This window comes from Paenibacillus sp. Y5S-9 (assembly GCF_036894235.1).
Taxonomy (GTDB): domain Bacteria; phylum Bacillota; class Bacilli; order Paenibacillales; family Paenibacillaceae; genus Paenibacillus.
Genome location: NZ_CP145887.1, coordinates 5,309,739 through 5,328,635, shown reverse-complemented (window position 1 = coordinate 5,328,635; position 18,897 = coordinate 5,309,739). Strand labels below are relative to the sequence as shown.

Below are 18,897 nucleotides of genomic sequence, written 5' to 3'. Positions count from 1 at the left end.
CCGGATATACAATCGTGGATCAATGAAACAGGGTATTTTTACATTTTTCCGCTAGATATTTTCATCACATAAGTATGGTAAGGCAGCTATGGCAGCGCCGATCTGAATCCTGTTTTTCGTTTTTTGGGAAAAAGGAAAAGGACAGGCCAAAGAATCGGCATGCCAAGTAGCACGCTGTATTCTAAGGCTCTGTCCCTTGTACCTGAGAGTTACCCCGCTGCCTTGTGCAGCAGGTTTCCCCTTGGGTGATCATAACGCCCGCTCAGGGCGAATAGATGCTCTCCAGAGTTGCGTCCCGTAAAAGTCCTTTTGCCTGAGAGATTCACCCCCGCTTATCGGTGGTTTACTCCTTCGGCGTTACCTCATGTACATCCCGAATCGGGTGTCACGGGTAATCTCTCCCTTTACATTCATCCGCGGGTATAACATAGTCCAATAAACACATTTACTCCTCTCATTAAAACGTGAATCCACTACCGATGTCAAGAACGATGTCATAGATCATAACTAAAAAACCGAATATTTAATTTATCTTAAATGTTATTGTTCGTGTATTTAAAAAGACTGCGCTTACTATTCTAATATTCACCAGTATATGAAGAAAGAGTGTAATCGGGTTACAGGATTTAGAGGTGATCAATAAATAAATTGTGAGGTATCTTGACATTTGAATCAAAAATATCATACGCTATGTTCTGGGAAAAAGGTTAAGGTCAAAGAACGCATGCACTCATTTAATGAAAAGCGAGGCGGATATCGATGAGCGAATTGAAAAGTGATTTCCTGTACAGTGAAGAGCACGAATGGGTGCAAACCGTAGGGGAGGATACTGTACGTATTGGCATTACCGAGTTCGCGCAGCATCAGCTGGGTGACATTGTGTTTGTGGAATTGCCTGACCTTGAAACCAATGTAAAAGCAGAGGACAGCATTGGCACGATCGAATCGGTCAAAACGGTTTCGGACTTGTTTTCTCCCGTCACTGGTTCAATTATTGCAGTGAATGATTCGTTGCAGGACTCCCCTGAACTTGTCAACAGCTCTCCATACGAGGAAGGCTGGATGATTGAAATCCGTGTTGAGGGAGATCTGACAGCAGCATTGTCTACATTGATGAATGCAGACGCGTATCGTAAACATACGGAAGAATAGTATCAACGAACTTGTACTTATTAACATATATTTTATAATGAATTGAAATGAACTTCATATTGTTTCGACCTGTGTGAGCCTGAGGCTTGCACAGGTTTTTTGTGCTTTCCGAGAATGGTTTCCAATGCGGATTGAAGCAGATTGTGGATGTGAATCGCCTGACTAGACCAAGCTATAGGTTAGAAATTGATTTTGGAAATGATAAAAGTCATAGGCAAAAAAAGCCTTGTGTACCAGTGGGTTCAGCCATTATGCATCCATTAAAACGATTACATAACCTAATGTTGTCATCATTGTTCATGACGAAAGTACGCTTTCATTTGATTGAACAGGAGAGCATTCTCGCTTAGGATTACAGCAGGGGAGAAATGATACCCCTTTCATAAATCATAATCACTTGATCCAAGGAGGATAATACAATGAGTAATTTGGACCAATCGTCCAATTCCAAAGGTGGGCTACGGGTAGGTGTTCAGCGTTTTGGCCGATTCCTGAGTGGTATGGTCATGCCGAATATGGGAGCGTTTATCGCCTGGGGATTAATTACGGCTCTGTTCATTCCAACAGGCTGGTTCCCTAACGAGACGCTTGCGCAGCTAGTCGATCCGATGATCAAATATTTGCTGCCACTGTTAATTGGTTACACCGGGGGTACGATGGTGCATGGTCAGCGTGGTGGTGTCGTGGGTGCCATTATGACCATCGGAGTCATCGTGGGTAGTGATATCCCGATGTTCCTAGGTGCCATGATTGCCGGACCACTGGCAGCATGGATCATCAAAAAGTTTGATAAATCGATCGAAGGTAAAGTTAGAGCCGGATTTGAAATGCTGGTTAACAACTTTTCAGCCGGTATTATTGGCGGGATCTTGGGGATTTTTGCGCTACTGGGCATCGGGCCTGCTGTAGAAGCAATTAGCAAAGTATTATCTGCCGGGGTACAAGGCTTAATGAATCTTGGTTTGCTGCCGCTGGTCAACCTAATCATTGAACCAGGTAAAGTATTGTTCCTGAACAATGCAATCAACCACGGGATTCTGACACCAATTGCAACAGATCAAGCGAGAGAGTTAGGGCAATCCGTATTATACATGCTTGAATCGAACCCGGGTCCGGGACTTGGTATCTTGCTTGCTTACTGTTTCTTCGGACGCGGAATGGCCAAATCTTCTGCACCAGGTGCCGTTATCATTCATTTCTTCGGGGGAATTCATGAGATCTACTTCCCTTACATTTTGATGAGACCGATTCTGATTCTTGCCGCAATTGCGGGTGGCGTCGCAGGTACATTAACATTCATGCTCACTGGAGCAGGACTTGTTTCAGCACCATCACCGGGTAGTATTATCGCGTATTTCCTCTTAACACCAAAAGGTGGATACCTGCCGATGCTCGCAGGGGTGCTTGTAGCAGCCGTCGTTTCCTTCCTGGTAGCAGCAGTGTTGCTGAAAACGGGTAAACAAAAGGACGAAGATCTGGAGTCCGCATCCAGTCGGATGAAAGATATGAAGAGTCAAGGAACCGTTCCAAACGCTGGCATTACGGCTAACCAACATGAAGCAGACAGAGCCGCAGATATGGCTTCTTCTACAGTCAAAACAGACGTGAAGAAAATTGTCTTCTCCTGTGATGCAGGGATGGGGTCGAGTGCCATGGGTGCTTCCATTCTACGCAAGAAGATGAAGGCAGAGGGGATTGACGTTACGGTGACCAATACGGCTATCAGTGATATCCCGCCGGATGCAGATGTGGTCATCACACAACAAATATTAACCGATCGTGCCCGCTCCGTTGCGCCGAACGCAGAACATATATCCATCGACAACTTCCTAAAAAGCCCGGAATACGATGCGCTCGTTGAACGTCTAAAGTAATTGCACGCATTTGTTTTCCCTGAGCCGGAGGCTGAGATATGAGTATTACCAAAAGACAACGTGAAATCGTGGAGTTTCTGCTGGAGCATCCACATGAAGTCACTGCCGGCGAAATCGCCGTTGAAGTTAAGGTCAGTACCCGAACAGTTCACCGGGAGCTGCAAATGATTGAACAATGGCTTGAACCTTTGGGCATGAGGCTGGAAAAAAAATCAGGAACCGGTATCCGAATTGATGCCGGTTCCGATGATCTGGCTATATTGCGCCAGCAACTAGAGGGTAAAGAATATGTAGAGTTTACGCCGGAAGAGCGTAAGCTCTTCATGCTTTGCATCCTGCTGGATGAACCGGAGCCTGTAAAGTTACTCGCCTTGGCTTCGGATCTGAAAGTGACCGTATCCACCGTAACCACTGATCTGGACGATCTGGAGTCACGAATTCGTCAGGCGGGACTGAAGCTGGTTCGCAGACGTGGATATGGCGTCAAGATTAACGGAAGTGAGACGATTCATCGCACAGCCATAGCTGCACTTGCTCTCGAATTTCTGGATGAGTCCGACCTATTCGGAAGACAGCCAGAACAGGGAGGCTCCATCGTAAACCAAAAACTGTTGGATATGATTGGGCACGGTGATGTGCTTACGGTCGAGAATGCGTTATGGCAACCAGATATCGAATGGCTGGAGAACATCCCGGAACGGCAATACATGAAGCTGCTGATTCAATTATCCGTAGCGGTTGTACGTATTCGTAAAGGCTTTGGCATTGGCCGTATACCTCCCCTGGAGAACAAGGGAGATGAAGTCGCAGAGCAGGATGAAATGAAGGTTCCACCTTATATGGCTTCCCGCTTGTGTGGTTTGTTATCTACCCAGCTGGGGCTGACATTCTCCCAAGATGAGCAAGCTTATTTTCACAGACTATTAGTTGAGACAGAGCAGCGGATTCACTCTTCGCGGCTGTTGCCAATCGACGACTTGATTTTACTGGACAGGGTACATTCACTGATTGATCAGATGCAGGCGAGGACACATTACGCCTTTCATGAGGATCGTTTGCTTCGTGAAGGTTTGCTTGGTCATATGCAACCTGTCATGGAGCGAATTGAAGGACAACAGATGATTCGTAATCCGCTTTTGCAGCAGATTCGCAAGGATTATGATTCACTTTTTGAAGATGTCAAAAAATCTGTGGGGCAAGCTTGGCCAGGCACAGACGTTCCCGATGAGGAGATTGGTTTCTTGGTTATGCACTTTGGAGCTTCCATTGAGAGGTTACGTGCATTGAAACGGGAGATCAGGGCGATCATCGTGTGTACAAGCGGAATCGGATCATCACGCATGCTTTCCAGCCGATTATCCAAGGAGATTCCCGAGATTCGGATTATGGATAGCGTGTCCTGGTACGAGGCTGCACGGATACCTACAGATCAATATGATCTGGTCTTATCCACTGTCGATCTGCCGATGGATGAGCATCAGTATTACAAAGTGAGTCCACTGCTTACGGCGGAAGAGAGCGAACGTCTGCGTCATTTTATCCGAACAACAACATTACAACGACAGCATAACGAGCCCCGTGAAACAGAGGTTCAGACGACAAGTCGTTATTCGGAACCTGATGGAATGGAAGCTATTCTAGTTGAAATTGTCCGAATCATTGGCAAGTTTCAGGTGTATCCGCTGGATAACCAAGATATCGGTTTCTATAAAACCGTGTATGCGATGTGCAACGTACTCCATGGATCTGGTGTGCTGAAGGAACCGGAGGAGATCGCAAAACGGTTGGAGGCACGTGAAGCAGTGGGGAGTCAGAAGATTCCCGGCACAAGACTTGCACTGTTTCATACCCGCAGTGAGGGGATCTACAGGCCGTCTATCAGTCTGTTTCAGCTCACGGAGCCACTGCTTCGTACGCCGGATGATTCGGCAGGAGTCACCCATATTCTTTTGATGCTCGGTCCCCGAGAATTATCCAAGGAAAGTCTGGAGGTTCTCAGTGAGATCAGCGCCCTGTTATTACAGGAAGAGATGATTACATTGCTGGAAAAGGGAATCAGGGATGAACTCATTCATTACCTGTCCCAGGAACTTGTTGGATTTTATCGCAGTAAAACCGAAATTGGAGGTCAACCATTATGAGTATGTTAACAACAGATAAAGTCATCATGAATGCGACGGCTCAGGACAAATACGAAGCGATTCGTATGGCAGGACAGATTCTGAAGGATGCGGGACATATTACCGCTGATTACATTGAGAAGATGATTGAACGTGAAGAGATTGTCTCGACCTATGTAGGGAATGGCCTGGCTATTCCGCATGGTACAAAGGAATCCAAAGCTTTCATTTTATCCACAGGTATCTCTGTCATTCAGTATCCACAAGGTGTTGATTTTGGCGAAGAAAAGGCTTATATGGTCATTGGTATCGCGGCTCAAGGCGGGGAACATATGGAGATCCTGACTAGCATCGCGGTGATCTGTGCTGAGGATGAGAACATGGAGGCACTGCGTCTAGCCAAAACAGCAGAAGAAGTTATCGCAATTCTGGAAAGTGAAATGGAGCTATGAAGGCCTTACACTTTGGCGCAGGTAACATTGGACGCGGGTTTATCGGATTGATCCTCTCCCGTGCGGGTTATGAGGTGGTTTTCTCCGACGTCAATCAGACCTTGGTAACAGCTCTCCAGCAACGGGGGCAATATACGGTGGAACTGGCTAACGAGAGCAAGGATCAGGAGACCGTCACAGGTGTAAATGCAATCGATGGAACCCAACTGGAGACGGTTGCCCAAACCGTTGTGGAAGCGGATCTGATTACAACTGCAGTGGGCGTGGGTGTGCTGAAACATATTGCACCAGGTATTGCGAAAGGACTTGAGAAAAGATTAATTTCCGGTCCTGCTCAAAACCCGCTTCACATTATCGCTTGCGAGAACGCTATTGGAGCCAGTACACAGTTGAAAGAGCATGTATATGCTCTGCTTGATGAAAAGGTACGTTCCCTTGCGGATCAATACGTTTATTTTCCAGATTCAGCCGTAGACCGGATAGTGCCTATTCAGCATCATGAAGACCCGTTGCATGTACAGGTGGAGCCTTTTTACGAGTGGGTGGTGGATCGTTCCCAGATGGCTCCTGCATTCAAACCGGTTGAGGGCATTCTATATGTCGATGATCTGGAGCCGTATATCGAACGGAAGCTGTTCACTGTTAATACAGGACACTGCGTTGCAGCATATATCGGTAATGTGCACGGGTATGACACGATTCAAAAGGCTATTGCCGATGAAAAGGTGAAATCCATTGTCTACGGTGCTTTACAGGAAACTGGAAAAGTTCTGGTGAAGCGTTTTGCATTCAACCCGGAAGAACATGAGCAGTATATTGTCAAAATATTGGGACGGTTCGTCAACCCGTATCTCACCGATGAGGTTACTCGAGTTGGTCGTTCCCCGCTGCGCAAGTTGTCTCCGAATGATCGTCTGGTTCGCCCGGCCCTTCAGGCCTATGCGGATGGATCTGAAACGACCTATCTGGCTATGGGTATGGCAGCAGCCTGCAAGTTCGATGTCTCCGATGATCCGGAAGCAGTTGAACTGCAGAACATGATCCGCGAGAAGGGGATTACAGCTGCACTGCATCATTATACGTCCTTGGATGAGCATCATCCGGTGCTTGAACAGGCTGTTGCCCAGTATAACCAAATGTAAGAACAGTGGCAGCCAGCTAACAGTATAGATGAGGCATAATGAAGAAGAGCCATACAGTTGTTAACTGTGTGGCTCTTCTTTTGGTTGTCTTTTATCGGCATAGTCGTCCAAACAACGTTGACATATGCACGATTTTCGGCGCTGTTCTGCCGGAATGCGGTCAAACACACCCTCGGGGAAAGTAGCCCGGTTACACCAGCATTCCGAATGAGGATGTCCTGCGGCATAGGAACAGCGATTAGCTTCCCCGCATAATGGGCAGACAAGAACATCGATATGGATGTGCTCTTGATCGTCTTGTTCTGCAGACATTCAGTTCTTCCCTCCCTGTGCAATAGCTACGAGCTGAAGTTAAACATACTGGTCCCCAGTATAACAGAAATGTGCCGGTGATTATGGATTTCGCTCTGTATATATGACTTCCAGTTCACCACATCTGTTTCTCCCATCGGCTATTCTTCAGGCGGTAATTCGATCTGTAGGCCTTCCACATGTTTGCGTCCCATCAATTTACGCTTCTTTCGATTTTCCTTTGTTTCTAGCACAATGTCCAAGTCATAATCGTCACCCGGATAAAGCTCATCGGCTGATATATGCAGGGTCAGACGTTTCTTATGGATTTTGACTTTGCGTCCTCGCAGCATGACCCCGATATTTCCACGGCTATCCTCGACATCACAGACGATGCCCGACTGATTAAGATAGGCCGCATACACCCGATCCCCTTTGCGAAAAGTTTTGGCAGGAGCAGGAGAATCCGACTCTCTGGTTGTTGTCTTTTTGTGGGGACCGATTGAATCCTTTGACTGTTTCGACTGGTTCCGCTTGGATAACTCTGCTGGGCCGTCTGCTTCTGCAACGGAACGATCAGGCGTCAGGGCCGGATTTTCCAAAGGAGGTGATGTGAACACGAATGTACGATCTCTTGAAATACTTTGATCGGACAGGGACTTGGATCGCTCGATAATTCGCTGTGGCATGCCCAGCTTTAATGCGATGGAATAAGCATAGCTCTCACCAGCTTCTCCGATACGTAATCGATACAATGGCTGGAGAGAAACGGTGTCAAATTCCATGCGGGCATTTTCAAATCCTGGGGTGGCAGCTGCAAAATGTTTGATCTCACCAAAATGTGTTGTCGCTACAACGGTTGCTCCGCGGCTGTGCAGTTCCTCCAGCATGGCGATGGATAGTCCAACACCTTCACCGGGATCTGTGCCGGAAGCCATCTCATCAATGAGCACCAGAGTTGACGCATTGGCCTGTTCCAGTATGCCAATCATATTGCGAATATGTGCAGAGAATGTACTGAGTGCTTGTTCCAAACTCTGCCCATCACCAATATCAACTGCTACCTCGTTATAAACAGCCATCTCGCCACCTTCCTCCACCGGAATAAGCAAACCCGATTGCATCATCAGGGTTAACAAACCAAGTGTTTTGAGTGCGACCGTTTTACCCCCTGTATTCGGGCCCGTTATAATGAGCGACGAGTACGTTTTGCCGATTGCAAAATCAAGGGGAACCATGGAAGAACCCATGAACGGATGACGTGCACGTTGAAGGTTGATGTGGCCCTGAGTATTGACTCGAACGGTACGTCCATCCATGGTGGCTGCATATTTGGCTTTGGCAAACAGGAAGTCCAATACACCTACCGTTTCGGTGTTGAGGGCGATTTCACGGTTATACGATTCGGCCAGGGAGATTAAATCACCGAGAATTCTCATCTCCTCTCGGGACTCCTCCGCTTGTAGAGCGGCCAATTCCATCTGTAAACTTACTAATTCAACAGGTTCGATATATACGGTTTGCCCGCTCCCGGATTCATCCAGTACACTGCCTTTCACCTGTTTACGGAACTCTTTCTTAATGGGCAGAACCGTTCTTCCTCCCCGTTGGCTGATGACATGTTCCTGCATAATGGAGCGATGTTTACTCACCAGAGAATCAAGTTTTCGTTTCATGCGTTCCGCATTGACCGTTATTTTTTTACGAATACGAATGAGTTCCTTGCTCGCCTGATCCTGAATGCGTCCACTATGGATGCAGCGCTCAATCTCACTCAGCAAAGGTTCGATCAGAATCATGGATGCTGCATAACGACTGACGGTGGGAGCGGCCCCAGATTTGCCCTCCATGTACTTCATGAGTTGTGCACAGCTCCGCAGGAACTGAGCGAGATGACTGAAGTCGCGTTCACTGAATAGATAACCGGTGCCAAGCAGATCCATAATGGTTTCCATTCCATCGAGTGATGGGAGGGGAATACTGGCCCCGAAGCGAATCAACGCAGCCGCTTCTGCAGTTTCTTCCAAGCAAATCTGGATCAGGTGAGCATCTACCATCGGTTTTAGTTCTCTCGCATAACGTTTGCCCAGATAAGACAGGGCGCAGTCTGCAACGTTTTTTTGAATTTGTGGATAACCCAGACTGTTTAATGTGTTTTCATTCATGCGTAATCTCTCCTTGAATTTGAATTGGGATTTCAGTTGATGCGATGAAACATATTCCTGGAAAACGCAAAAAGGGCGGAGAATGAACAAACGTCATTCTCCGCCCTAAATATATGGGAAAGCAGAGTCCACTACAGGTCTATATTAAAAAATCCGCGCTGAACTCAGCGCGGAAATAGACCCGGACAATGACAATCCCGGAGGCGATTTATGATATCCGCTGTTCTTAACTAAGTACAGGGATCTGGCGCATCATGAAATACACGTATGCCATATGGGCACAAGCGCAATGAAAGGCCAAACTCCTGAATATGAAACTTGGTTAGTTAAGAACATTCACCGACATTAAAAATCTCTCCTTTGATTGAGGAATATGCAACCAATATAAACTGGAAATTGGTTTGAAGTCAACCTTTAGAATAAATGAGTGGACTTGAATAAGAATGGGTTTTAAAATAACAATAGTAAAATAATCCAATGAAAGCGATTTATTTTAATAAACACACGTATAAAGGAGGATGCTCTTCTTGCCTAAGTATTTACTGCGTTTGCTCTGTTTTACCCTGATCCTCGGAGCCCTTCCGGTCATTGTTATTGGTTCGGTCTCGTATACAATTGCATCACGTGACATTGAACAGAAAGTGCGTGAGAGCAATCTTCAGATATTACATCAGACCCAAATGAGGGTAGAACAGGTTCTGCGCAGCCTGCAATTATCATCCATCCAGTATGTCAATTCGCCTCTGGTACTCCAAGCGATGAAGAAACCGTTGGACAGCAGCGAATTCCAGGAGATTCGTGATCTGACCTCCGGTTTTAACAACTTGCAAGCGGTTACGAACATTGACCAAGCCTATCTGGTTAATCTGGATGAAGATTGGGTTGTTTCGACGCGTTCTTTTGGCAAATTGGATGATTTCAGCATTCGAGACCGAATTGGCTCCTACCTAAGTTACACCAACAGCCTGTTCTGGGTCACTCAGAATGCCAGTTCAGGCAAAGAAAGTGTACCTGTGTCAGCTGGCATGGGTGAACTAACACCTGAACAGGCACCTACCCTTATATCATCGGATAATGTGGTCAGTATGGTATTCAAAATCCCAATGATACCAACCAATGTGAAACCAAAGGGATTTCTTGTGATTGATATCGCCGATACGGAACTGAGTACCTACTTGAGCAGAAATACGAATTCTGGAGATATGTACGTTCTGGATCGGGAGCAGAAGTATTTTCTGAACGATATGCAGCAAGGCGGGAAATATGATGCACTGAATAAGGAAATTCAGGAAATGGTGCAAACGACGGGCCAGCCAGAGGGTTTCTTCAGTGCGGAGGTGGAAGGTAATCAAGTGGCGGTTAGTTATAGGCAATCTCCGCTCAATGGCTGGTTATACGTGTCCGTTGTATCTCTTGGACAGATTACGGCTCAGTCACAGAAAATTGCACTGGTTACCGGTATCGCTACACTGGTCATGTTATGTGTAACGGGATTGTTCGCCATATACGGCAGTCGGCGGATGTACTCACCGATCTCCAGACTGCTGCAATTTACGAAGGGTTTGGATTCCCCAGTTGCTCCGTCAGGACGCCGTCAGGATGAATTTATCTATATTGAGGAGCAATTGTCAACCTTGTTCAGCTCGGAGAAAACGATGCGTGAGCAGATGAAGGGGCAGCATGTGCACCTCCAGGAGTTTTTTATGACCAAACTGCTAACAGGTAAAATCTCGGAAGAAGATTTCAGATATCAGGGAGAATTGTACGATTTCCCTACAGGGTGGGCGAGTCTTAGCGTACTCATGCTCCAGATCGATACCTTGGAAGGGACCCGATATGAGGAACAGGATCGCGATCTGTTGCTGTTTGCTGTCAACAATATGGTAGGTGAGCTCCTTCCTTCAGCAGTTCGGTTCACTCCGGTCATGCTGGATGATGCTCAGGTCACCGTTCTTGCCTCCGAACTGACGGATGAGGTGAAGCTGAAGGAATGGATGCATACCCAGGCAGACTGGATTCGGGAACGTGTCGTGACTTATCTGAATCTGCCCGTAAGTATCGGCATCAGCCGTTCCTATGCTTGTATCGGAGATACGCCAAGAGCGGTTCAAGAGAGCCGAGAGGCTCTGCAGGGCCGGGTAAGTCTGGGCAGCCGTATTATTTTGCATTACGAGGATATACAGCCACGTGGTCAGATGGAGGCCGCGTTGTATACCCAGTTACGTATGATCGAGGATCAGCTCGCTTCTGCGCTCAAGCAAGGAGATGAAGAGAAAACGGACGCCTACTTTAAGCAATATTTGGGACTGCTTGCAGACAAAAAACTTCATTTCAGTGAATACCCCGTCATTATGGTTCAGTTATTGTCTCGTGTATATCAGCTTGTGCAGGAGCAGGGCGGGGATGTAGCCGAAGTACTGGGTGAAAAAGCATCCATGTCACATTTGCTGAAGTTGTCCACATTGGACGAAATGACCAATTGGTTCCGCAAGCGGCTGTTCCTGCCAGTCATCCGTTTCTGGCGAGAACAGGAAGAATCCCAATACATGAATATTGCGAGACGTATGATTCGTTTGATCGAGGAACGTTATGATCGTGAATTGTCGCTGGAAGCCTGTGCTGCAGAGCTTAATTTCCATCCTGTCTACCTAAGTCGGGTATTCAAGAAGGAAGCGGGAGTTAATTTTACGGAATATCTGGCAGAGTATCGTATGGAAAAAGCAAAGACATGGCTGCAAACAACAAATCTGAAAATATCAGAGATTGCCGAGAAATTAAACTATACCAATCCAACCGCATTTATCCGTACGTTTCGCAAAATCACAGGAACAACCCCCGGCAAGTACCGGGAGCAGCAGCGATAAAACAAACCTGCTCTGCCTGCCATGGCAGGCAGGCTTTTTCATGTCCAGATGAAGAAAGAAGACCGCTTTTCTCCATGAAGTTAAGACAGGAATATGGAGGTTGAAAGCAGTTCATTTCACCTTTAGATTCTGTGAGGGAAATGGGCTAAAGCCTTGCTACATAAGGAAAAACAAAAGGCTAAAACGAGACGATAGCCAGTCATTCGTTTATCCTCCACAATGAAGACATGAATTCAGGAAGTGATATTTTGTAATCGTTTCCAATGTGGGGAGGAAGACAATATGAAAGCCGAAACGGCGGCTCGAACACGGCCCGCTACCCGCAGTGACAAAAACCTGCTGTGGAGGGACATTATCAAAAACCGGTGGCTGTATATCATGTTAATACCGGGTGTGCTTTACTTTGTTATTTTTAAATACATACCCATGTATGGCATCACGATGGCTTTTCAGGATTACACGCCTTACAAGGGCATCTTGGGAAGTGACTGGGTAGGGTTCAAACATTTCCAGCGTTTCTTCGGAGAACCGCAGTTCTGGACATTATTTCGGAATACGTTTTTGCTAGCCATTTATAACATTGTGTTCTTTTTCCCACTGCCGATTGTACTGGCACTCATGATGAATGAAGTTCGCCGTGAACGCTTCAAACGATTTGTACAAACGCTCGTCTATGTTCCACACTTTGTTTCCTGGGTTGTTGTTGTCGGTGTATTCTACATGCTGTTCACAACCGAGGGCGGTGCCATTAATGAACTGCTCTATAACCTGACTGGACAAAAAGTGGCGTTCCTGCTTGAACCCGGATGGTTCCGTACGATGATTGTTGGACAATCCATCTGGAAAGAAGTTGGTTGGGGCACAATTATCTTCCTTGCAGCACTTTCCGGTGTTGATACACAGCTCTATGAAGCAGCACGGATTGATGGTGCCAATCGTTGGCGCCAAACCTGGCACATTACGCTGCCGGCCATTCGTAGTACGATCGTCATTTTGCTCATTCTGCGTCTGGGCAACTTCCTGGATACAGGCTTTGAACAGATCTTCCTGATGCTGACTCCGACAAACCGGGATGTGGGCGAGGTATTTGATACCTACGTGTACACGAAGGGTCTTACACAGGCACAGTACAGTTATAGTGCTGCTGTCGGGTTGTTCAAATCGGTTGTCGGACTGGCGCTTGTCCTTGGTGCCAATACGCTGGCCAAAAAATTCGGGGAGGAAGGCGTCTACTAACCCTCGGGAGAAGACGTTCTTCACCAGACAGGAGTGAACATTAAGATGCAACAGGATAAAACGTGGGGCAACCGGATCTTTGATTTTGTGAATCACGGCTTGCTGCTGTTGATTGGTATCGTAACGGTCATCCCGTTCATTTATATTTTGGCTGTCTCATTTACCAGTCCGCATGAAGTGGCTAAGGGAGGATTCATTCTTTTTCCAAAAGAGTTCTCTCTGGCCGCATACCGTTACATTTTCTCTACAGATACCTTGATTCGCAGTCTGGGTGTATCGGTCTATATTACGGTGATTGGTACCTTTATTAACCTGCTGTTTACGTCACTTATGGCATATCCGCTCTCCAGAAGATATCTGCGTGGACGCCAGCCCATTTTGCTCGGTGTATTGTTCACGATGCTCTTCAGTGGCGGGATGATTCCAACATACTTTGTCGTGAAATCTTTGCATCTGACGGATACGTTGTGGTCGCTGATGCTGCCTACCGCTATTAGTGCATTTAACTTGATTGTACTGAAAAACTTCTTCCAGGCTATTCCCGACGAACTGGAGGATGCAGCCAAAATTGATGGATGTAACGATGTCAGCGTATTGTTCCGGATTGTACTGCCGTTGTCCATGCCAGCCATGGCGACATTTTCACTCTTTTACGCGGTGGCCCACTGGAACAGTTTCTTCAGCGCTGTTATCTATATCAACGATAGTGAGAAGTGGCCTGTCCAAGTCTGGCTGCGTGAGATTGTCATTCTGGCACAGAGCCGAATCGGAGACACAAGTATTGAAGAGACCGAGATCCAGCCGCTTACCATTCGCATGGCGGTTATCGTATTCTCCACAATCCCGATTATGCTGGTGTATCCATTCCTGCAAAAGCACTTTGCAAAAGGAGTGATGCTGGGTTCGGTGAAAGGTTGAGTCGGCACATGGTTCGAAGTCAGTTCACTATGACTGTATAAAAAAGGGAGGTTTTCATGTTATGAAAGCAACAAAAAAGAAAGCCGTAGCTGTCTTGAGCACACTGGCATTGGTGACAGGTTTGCTGGCAGGATGCGGATCAGACGAGGGTCAGGCTGCCGAGGGCGGCGTACAAAATGTGTCGATAGCCATTGCTCAGGTGGGTGATGTGCCAAGCAAAGGCAATGAAGTTCAGCAAAAGATTGAAGCGTATACCAATACCAAACTGGATATCCAGTGGATTCCGGCTTCGGCCTATAATGACAAAATTAACGTAATGATCGCTTCAAGCGATATGCCGAAAATTGTGAAAGTGCAGTATAACCCGACCGTGACCAGCGCGATGCGTAATGACGTGTTCTGGGAAGTGGGGCCTTTGCTGAAAGACTACAAAAATCTGTCGGCACAGAACGAGCGTTTTTTTGACAACATCAAGGTAGAGGGCAAAATCTACGGAGTTCCTGTATTCTCCGATATTGCGCGGGCTACAGTGATCTATCGCAAGGACTGGTTCGAGAAGTTGAATCTTAAGGTGCCAACCACACCGGATGAATGGTATGAAACGATCAAAGCACTGGCAACCTCCGATCCGGATGGCGACGGTCAGGATAATACGTTTGGGCTGATGCTTTTCAAAAAATATAATGAGGACCAATACTCCTTCACAACGCGCCTTGGCGTAAGTTTTGGTGCTCCTAACAAGTGGAAGGTCGAGGATGATGGTAGTTTCACGCCGGAATTCATGACACCAGAATATATGCAGGTGCTGGATCTGCTGAAACGTTTGTACGATGAGAAATTGCTAAATCAAGACTTTGCCGTATTCGACTCTACGGAAGCGGAGAAAAAGTATGATTCCGGTGTTGTCGGTATCCGTGTTGGTGTTGCTCAGAACGGAAAAAGTCAGCAAGAGCGTTTGTCCAAAAACAATCCGGATGGTGTGGTAGACATCGCTGGTTTGCTTGGGGCGAACGGAGATCGTGTTGCAGGACAGACGGGTAACTCCGGCATTCTGGCATTCCCTAAGTCAACGGTGAAATCGGAAGAAGAACTCAAAAACCTGCTCTCCTTCCTGGATAAACTGATGGACCCTGAGATGGCGACCCTGTTGATGCGTGGTATGGAAGACAAACATTACACCAAAGTGGGCGAAGATCAGGTGGAGATGAGTGACTTCGATGCATTCCAGCGTGAAGTGAAGCCTTACCGTGACAACCTGCCTTATGTCGAAGGATATAACGTACCGAAGTTGAAGGATACCGAACTGGGTGAAAAAGGTACGGCACTTGCCAAGGAACTGGCGGAGCATGCTGTGCCAAACCCTGCGCTGACGTTATATTCTCCAACCTATGGTGACCGCGGGGCAGACCTGGATCAGGTGATTGCCGATGCACAAACCAAATACATTATGGGCAAGATCGATCAAAGTGGCTGGGAAAAGGAAATCGAGAATTGGGGCAATGCTGGTGGAAACAAGATTCGTGAGGAATATGCCGAAGATTATAAAAAACAGGCTCAATAAAGAGCCGGAAGCGGAGGCTTGATCATGAAGGAAACACTTCAATTCACATCGGTGCGCATGGCACAGCAGTTCATGGAAAGTTATCGCAACCATGAGCTGTACTCCACTTGGCATTATGAGAATGGCTGCCTGCTGAAAGCACTGGAGGAGCTGTATACGCACACGGGGGAGCAGAAGTATTTTGACTATATCCGTGAGCTGATGGATCATTTCGTTCAGGAAGATGGCTCCATTCGATCCTATACGGTTGAGGAATATAATCTGGATCAGATCAATCAGGGTAAATCGTTGTTCCTGCTGCATGAGAAAACGGGAGAAGAAAAGTATCGCAAAGCTGCGGATTTGCTGATGACTCAGCTCAAGGGACAGCCACATACGAGTGAAGGCGGGTTCTGGCACAAAAAGATTTACCCTTTCCAGATGTGGCTGGATGGATTGTACATGGCTACTCCGTATCTGACCCAATATGGCGCAGTGACGTGTGAAGAGAAGTGGTTTGACAAGGCGGCTCTGCAACTCCTGCTGGTGGAGCAACGTACACGTGATCCGCGTAGCGGTCTCTTGTATCATGCCTGGGATGAGAGCAAAGAGCAGCGCTGGAGTTCGGGAGAGACCGGATGTTCTCCACATGTCTGGAGCCGGGCGATGGGCTGGTATGTGATGGCGGTTGTGGATACATTGGATCACCTCCCCGTAGATCATCCGCAGCGCGGGCAGATTGTGGGTATCTTCGAACGTGTAGCAAATGCACTTGTGCATGTGCAGGATCAACAGACTGGATTATGGCCACATTTGCTGGATCAACCGGGACGTGAGCGGAATTATCTGGAGGCTTCCGGGACCTCGATGTTTGTCTATGCATTGGCCAAAGGTGTACGTAAAGGATATCTGAGTGGCAAGTTCAAAGCGGTTGCGGAAAAAGGTTATCAGGGTCTGCTTCAACATCTGCTGCAAACGGACCGTGAAGGCGTGCTGTCCTTGACACAGTGTAATGGCGGAGCTGGTCTCGGAGGAAGCCCGTATCGTGACGGGTCCTATGAGTATTATGTGACCGAGTCCATTAGGATCAATGATCCGAAGTCGGTCGCTCCGTTCATTTTGGCAGGGGTGGAGATTGAACTTTACAAGTCCAACTAACATGTACATGAGAACGGAGAGGACAGAAATAATCTGAGGAAGCGAAGCGTTCGCCTAAAAGCTTTCTGAAAGAAAGCTGCATCGGAAGCATAGGCTTATCCCCGGATTTTCCCCTTTGTATAGAAGGGAATCAAAAAATCTGGGGATAACAGCGATCTGAAGGTTGTTCTGTCATCGGAGTGGTCTGTGTACATAACCTTATCCAAAAGGAGAGATGGTTCATGAGTCCAAAAGGTCCAATGTCCCGTTTAGGCGGAATCGTTGTAATTGGTGCAATGTCCGCTGGATTGCTTGCAGGTTGCGGGGGAGAAAAAGCACCTGCTGCAGGGGAAGGTAAACTTCCCATTTCCATCTCTTTAATGCAGGTAGGAGATATACCGGCCAAGGAGAACGGGATTGAAAAGAAGATTGAGGAATATACAAATACGGATGTCAATGTACAGTGGATTCCGCAGTCTGCTTTTGATGATAAGGTGAATGTTATGGTTGCTTCAGGCGAGATGCCGACCATTATGCGTGTGAATTATGTACCGACAACATTTAATGCCGCCAAAACGGGACTGTTCTGGGAACTGGGGCCATACTTGAAGGATTATAAAAACCTTTCTGCCCAATCCGAAGCTTATTTTAACAATATCAAAATTGAAGGCAAGGTCTACGGTATTCCGAACTTCCGGGATATTGGACGGACTGCGATCGTGTATCGCAAGGACTGGTTTGATACGTTGAAGCTGGATATACCCAAAACGCTGGATGACTGGTATGAAGTGATGCGCTCTATTCGTAAAGATGACCCTGACGGGAATGGTAAGGAAGATACGTACGGTGCACTGCTCTTCAAAAAGTATAATGAGGGTGTCTCATCCCCACTGACGCGGATCGCTGTAAGTATTGGCGGCGTTAACAAATGGGGTGTGGACGATGCCGGGAAATTGACTCCGGAGTTCCTGACCACCGAATATGTGGATACGATGAAACTGTTCAAGCGACTGTTCAGCGAGGGACTGATTAATAGTGACTTCCCTGCGCTGGATCCTTCTGATGCGGACAAAAAAATGGATTCGGGCCTGGTTGGCATGAAGCTGAATGGTGTGGCCCAGAACGGAAAGTCCTCTCAGCAACGGCTTACGCCTAATGCTCCGGACGGAGAGATTGATGTGGCTCCGTTCCAAGGAACCGATGGTATTCGTATCGCCGGAGAGCCAGGAAACTATGGAATGCTGGTCATCCCGAAGGCATCCGTTACGGATGAGGAGCAATTGAAACAAGTTCTCACGTTCCTGGACCAGTTGATGGATGAGGAATTAAGCACGTTGCAGCTCCGTGGATTGCTCGATGTGCACTACACCAAAACTGCGGATGGGAAAACCGAACTCAAAGATTTTGACGCTTATCAGCGTGAAGTGAAGCCATATCGGGATAATTTGTTAAGCATTGAGGGTTATAATGTACCTGAACTGGTTGATGTTCCAATTGGTATGAAAGGTACAAAGATGGCGCGTGAGAATGAGCAGTACGCCATTGCCAATCCGGCACTTACATTATCTTCGGTGATCTATACCGAGCGTGGTCAGGAGCTGGACCAGATGATCTGGGATGCGCAGACCAAGTACATTATGGGTAAAATCGATGACGCAGGTTGGGAGCAGGAAATCGCAAGCTGGAGAAAAGCCGGTGGTGATCAACTGATCACGGAATTGGAAGCATCCTATAAGGAATTGAACGGAAAATAAAGCCGGGTGAAATAAAAAAGGTTGATCAAATGGAATGATATGGTTTATTCTATGAGTGAGTTCATTTTTCCAATATCATAAGAAAGACCACACCCTTAAAGCATAAGGCTATGAATCTGCGGATTCATGGCCTTTTTTTGTGTTTTAGGCGAATGAAGTGGGTCTATGGAAGGAGGGGCGCACGCCTTGAAGTGATGGGGATGGACGAAAAATAATACCAATAGCCTAGTACGACATGGTAGAATATTGATT

The 18,897-nt window shown here is 47.0% G+C and carries 13 protein-coding genes and 1 riboswitch; of the genes, 11 read left to right on the top strand and 2 right to left on the bottom strand.

The genetic code is table 11. The features are described from left to right. Positions 1 to 291 precede the first annotated feature (291 nt). Positions 292 to 414, bottom strand: a riboswitch (glycine riboswitch). 345 nt (positions 415 to 759) lie between these two features. The 5 genes from gcvH (at position 760) to V6669_RS23415 (ending at position 6,740) form a co-directional block, all read left to right on the top strand. Continuing rightward, entirely contained in the window at positions 760 to 1,152 is a 393-nt protein-coding gene (gene gcvH, locus V6669_RS23435; RefSeq protein WP_047844042.1) for a glycine cleavage system protein GcvH, read from the top strand. A 419-nt stretch (positions 1,153 to 1,571) separates the two neighbouring features. After that, positions 1,572 to 3,026, top strand: a complete 1,455-nt coding sequence (locus V6669_RS23430; protein ID WP_338588307.1) for a PTS mannitol transporter subunit IICB — start codon at positions 1,572 to 1,574, stop codon at positions 3,024 to 3,026. A gap of 38 nt (positions 3,027 to 3,064) precedes the next feature. Continuing rightward, on the top strand, positions 3,065 to 5,167 hold the full coding sequence (locus V6669_RS23425; RefSeq protein WP_338588306.1) for a BglG family transcription antiterminator: 2,103 nt from the start codon (positions 3,065 to 3,067) through the stop codon (positions 5,165 to 5,167). Continuing rightward, positions 5,164 to 5,598: a PTS sugar transporter subunit IIA gene (locus tag V6669_RS23420; protein WP_017686856.1), complete on the top strand. Its 435-nt coding sequence runs from the start codon at positions 5,164 to 5,166 to the stop codon at positions 5,596 to 5,598. Before V6669_RS23425 ends, V6669_RS23420 begins: the two co-directional genes overlap by 4 nt. Beyond that, positions 5,595 to 6,740, top strand: a complete 1,146-nt coding sequence (locus V6669_RS23415; RefSeq protein WP_338588305.1) for a mannitol-1-phosphate 5-dehydrogenase — start codon at positions 5,595 to 5,597, stop codon at positions 6,738 to 6,740. Before V6669_RS23420 ends, V6669_RS23415 begins: the two co-directional genes overlap by 4 nt. Positions 6,741 to 6,800: 60 nt before the next feature. Here V6669_RS23415 and V6669_RS23410 read toward each other — a convergent pair whose 3' ends face one another. Next, on the bottom strand, positions 6,801 to 7,052 hold the full coding sequence (locus V6669_RS23410; RefSeq protein WP_215074495.1) for a cysteine-rich CWC family protein: 252 nt from the start codon (positions 7,050 to 7,052) through the stop codon (positions 6,801 to 6,803). 140 nt (positions 7,053 to 7,192) lie between these two features. After that, positions 7,193 to 9,196, bottom strand: coding sequence for a DNA mismatch repair protein MutS (locus V6669_RS23405; RefSeq protein WP_338588304.1), 2,004 nt, complete (start codon positions 9,194 to 9,196; stop codon positions 7,193 to 7,195). Positions 9,197 to 9,723: 527 nt separating this feature from the next. On the opposite strand from V6669_RS23405, the gene V6669_RS23400 reads away from it, so the two are divergent. From V6669_RS23400 to V6669_RS23375, 6 genes are all read left to right on the top strand, one after another. Beyond that, complete coding sequence (locus V6669_RS23400; protein ID WP_338588303.1) at positions 9,724 to 12,060, top strand: helix-turn-helix domain-containing protein; 2,337 nt, start codon at positions 9,724 to 9,726, stop codon at positions 12,058 to 12,060. A gap of 282 nt (positions 12,061 to 12,342) precedes the next feature. Beyond that, positions 12,343 to 13,296, top strand: coding sequence for a sugar ABC transporter permease (locus V6669_RS23395; protein WP_017686861.1), 954 nt, complete (start codon positions 12,343 to 12,345; stop codon positions 13,294 to 13,296). Positions 13,297 to 13,341: 45 nt separating this feature from the next. Further along, positions 13,342 to 14,214, top strand: a complete 873-nt coding sequence (locus V6669_RS23390) for a carbohydrate ABC transporter permease (protein ID WP_062835838.1) — start codon at positions 13,342 to 13,344, stop codon at positions 14,212 to 14,214. 61 nt (positions 14,215 to 14,275) lie between these two features. Further along, positions 14,276 to 15,775 carry an extracellular solute-binding protein gene (locus V6669_RS23385; RefSeq protein WP_338588302.1) on the top strand — a complete coding sequence of 500 codons (1,500 nt, stop codon included), beginning with the start codon at positions 14,276 to 14,278 and terminating at the stop codon, positions 15,773 to 15,775. A 24-nt stretch (positions 15,776 to 15,799) separates the two neighbouring features. Beyond that, a complete protein-coding gene (locus V6669_RS23380; RefSeq protein WP_338588301.1) occupies positions 15,800 to 16,912 on the top strand; it encodes a glycoside hydrolase family 88 protein in 1,113 nt (370 codons plus the stop codon). A 221-nt stretch (positions 16,913 to 17,133) separates the two neighbouring features. Beyond that, the gene (locus V6669_RS23375) at positions 17,134 to 18,645 is read left to right on the top strand and encodes an extracellular solute-binding protein (protein ID WP_338588300.1); all 1,512 of its coding nucleotides are present in this window, start codon (positions 17,134 to 17,136) and stop codon (positions 18,643 to 18,645) included. Positions 18,646 to 18,897: the final 252 nt, after the last annotated feature.

Bases quoted from the DNA above. Each gene is read 5' to 3' on its own strand.
- V6669_RS23385 (WP_338588302.1), top strand. From the start codon at position 14,276: ATGAAAGCAACAAAAAAGAAAGCCGTAGCTGTCTTGAGCACACTGGCA.
- V6669_RS23380 (WP_338588301.1), top strand. From the start codon at position 15,800: ATGAAGGAAACACTTCAATTCACATCGGTGCGCATGGCACAGCAGTTC.
- V6669_RS23395 (WP_017686861.1), top strand. From the start codon at position 12,343: ATGAAAGCCGAAACGGCGGCTCGAACACGGCCCGCTACCCGCAGTGAC.
- V6669_RS23390 (WP_062835838.1), top strand. From the start codon at position 13,342: ATGCAACAGGATAAAACGTGGGGCAACCGGATCTTTGATTTTGTGAAT.
- V6669_RS23430 (WP_338588307.1), top strand. From the start codon at position 1,572: ATGAGTAATTTGGACCAATCGTCCAATTCCAAAGGTGGGCTACGGGTA.
- V6669_RS23420 (WP_017686856.1), top strand. From the start codon at position 5,164: ATGAGTATGTTAACAACAGATAAAGTCATCATGAATGCGACGGCTCAG.
- V6669_RS23375 (WP_338588300.1), top strand. From the start codon at position 17,134: ATGAGTCCAAAAGGTCCAATGTCCCGTTTAGGCGGAATCGTTGTAATT.
- V6669_RS23410 (WP_215074495.1), bottom strand. From the start codon at position 7,052: ATGTCTGCAGAACAAGACGATCAAGAGCACATCCATATCGATGTTCTT.
- V6669_RS23425 (WP_338588306.1), top strand. From the start codon at position 3,065: ATGAGTATTACCAAAAGACAACGTGAAATCGTGGAGTTTCTGCTGGAG.
- V6669_RS23405 (WP_338588304.1), bottom strand. From the start codon at position 9,196: ATGAATGAAAACACATTAAACAGTCTGGGTTATCCACAAATTCAAAAA.
- gcvH (WP_047844042.1), top strand. From the start codon at position 760: ATGAGCGAATTGAAAAGTGATTTCCTGTACAGTGAAGAGCACGAATGG.
- V6669_RS23415 (WP_338588305.1), top strand. From the start codon at position 5,595: ATGAAGGCCTTACACTTTGGCGCAGGTAACATTGGACGCGGGTTTATC.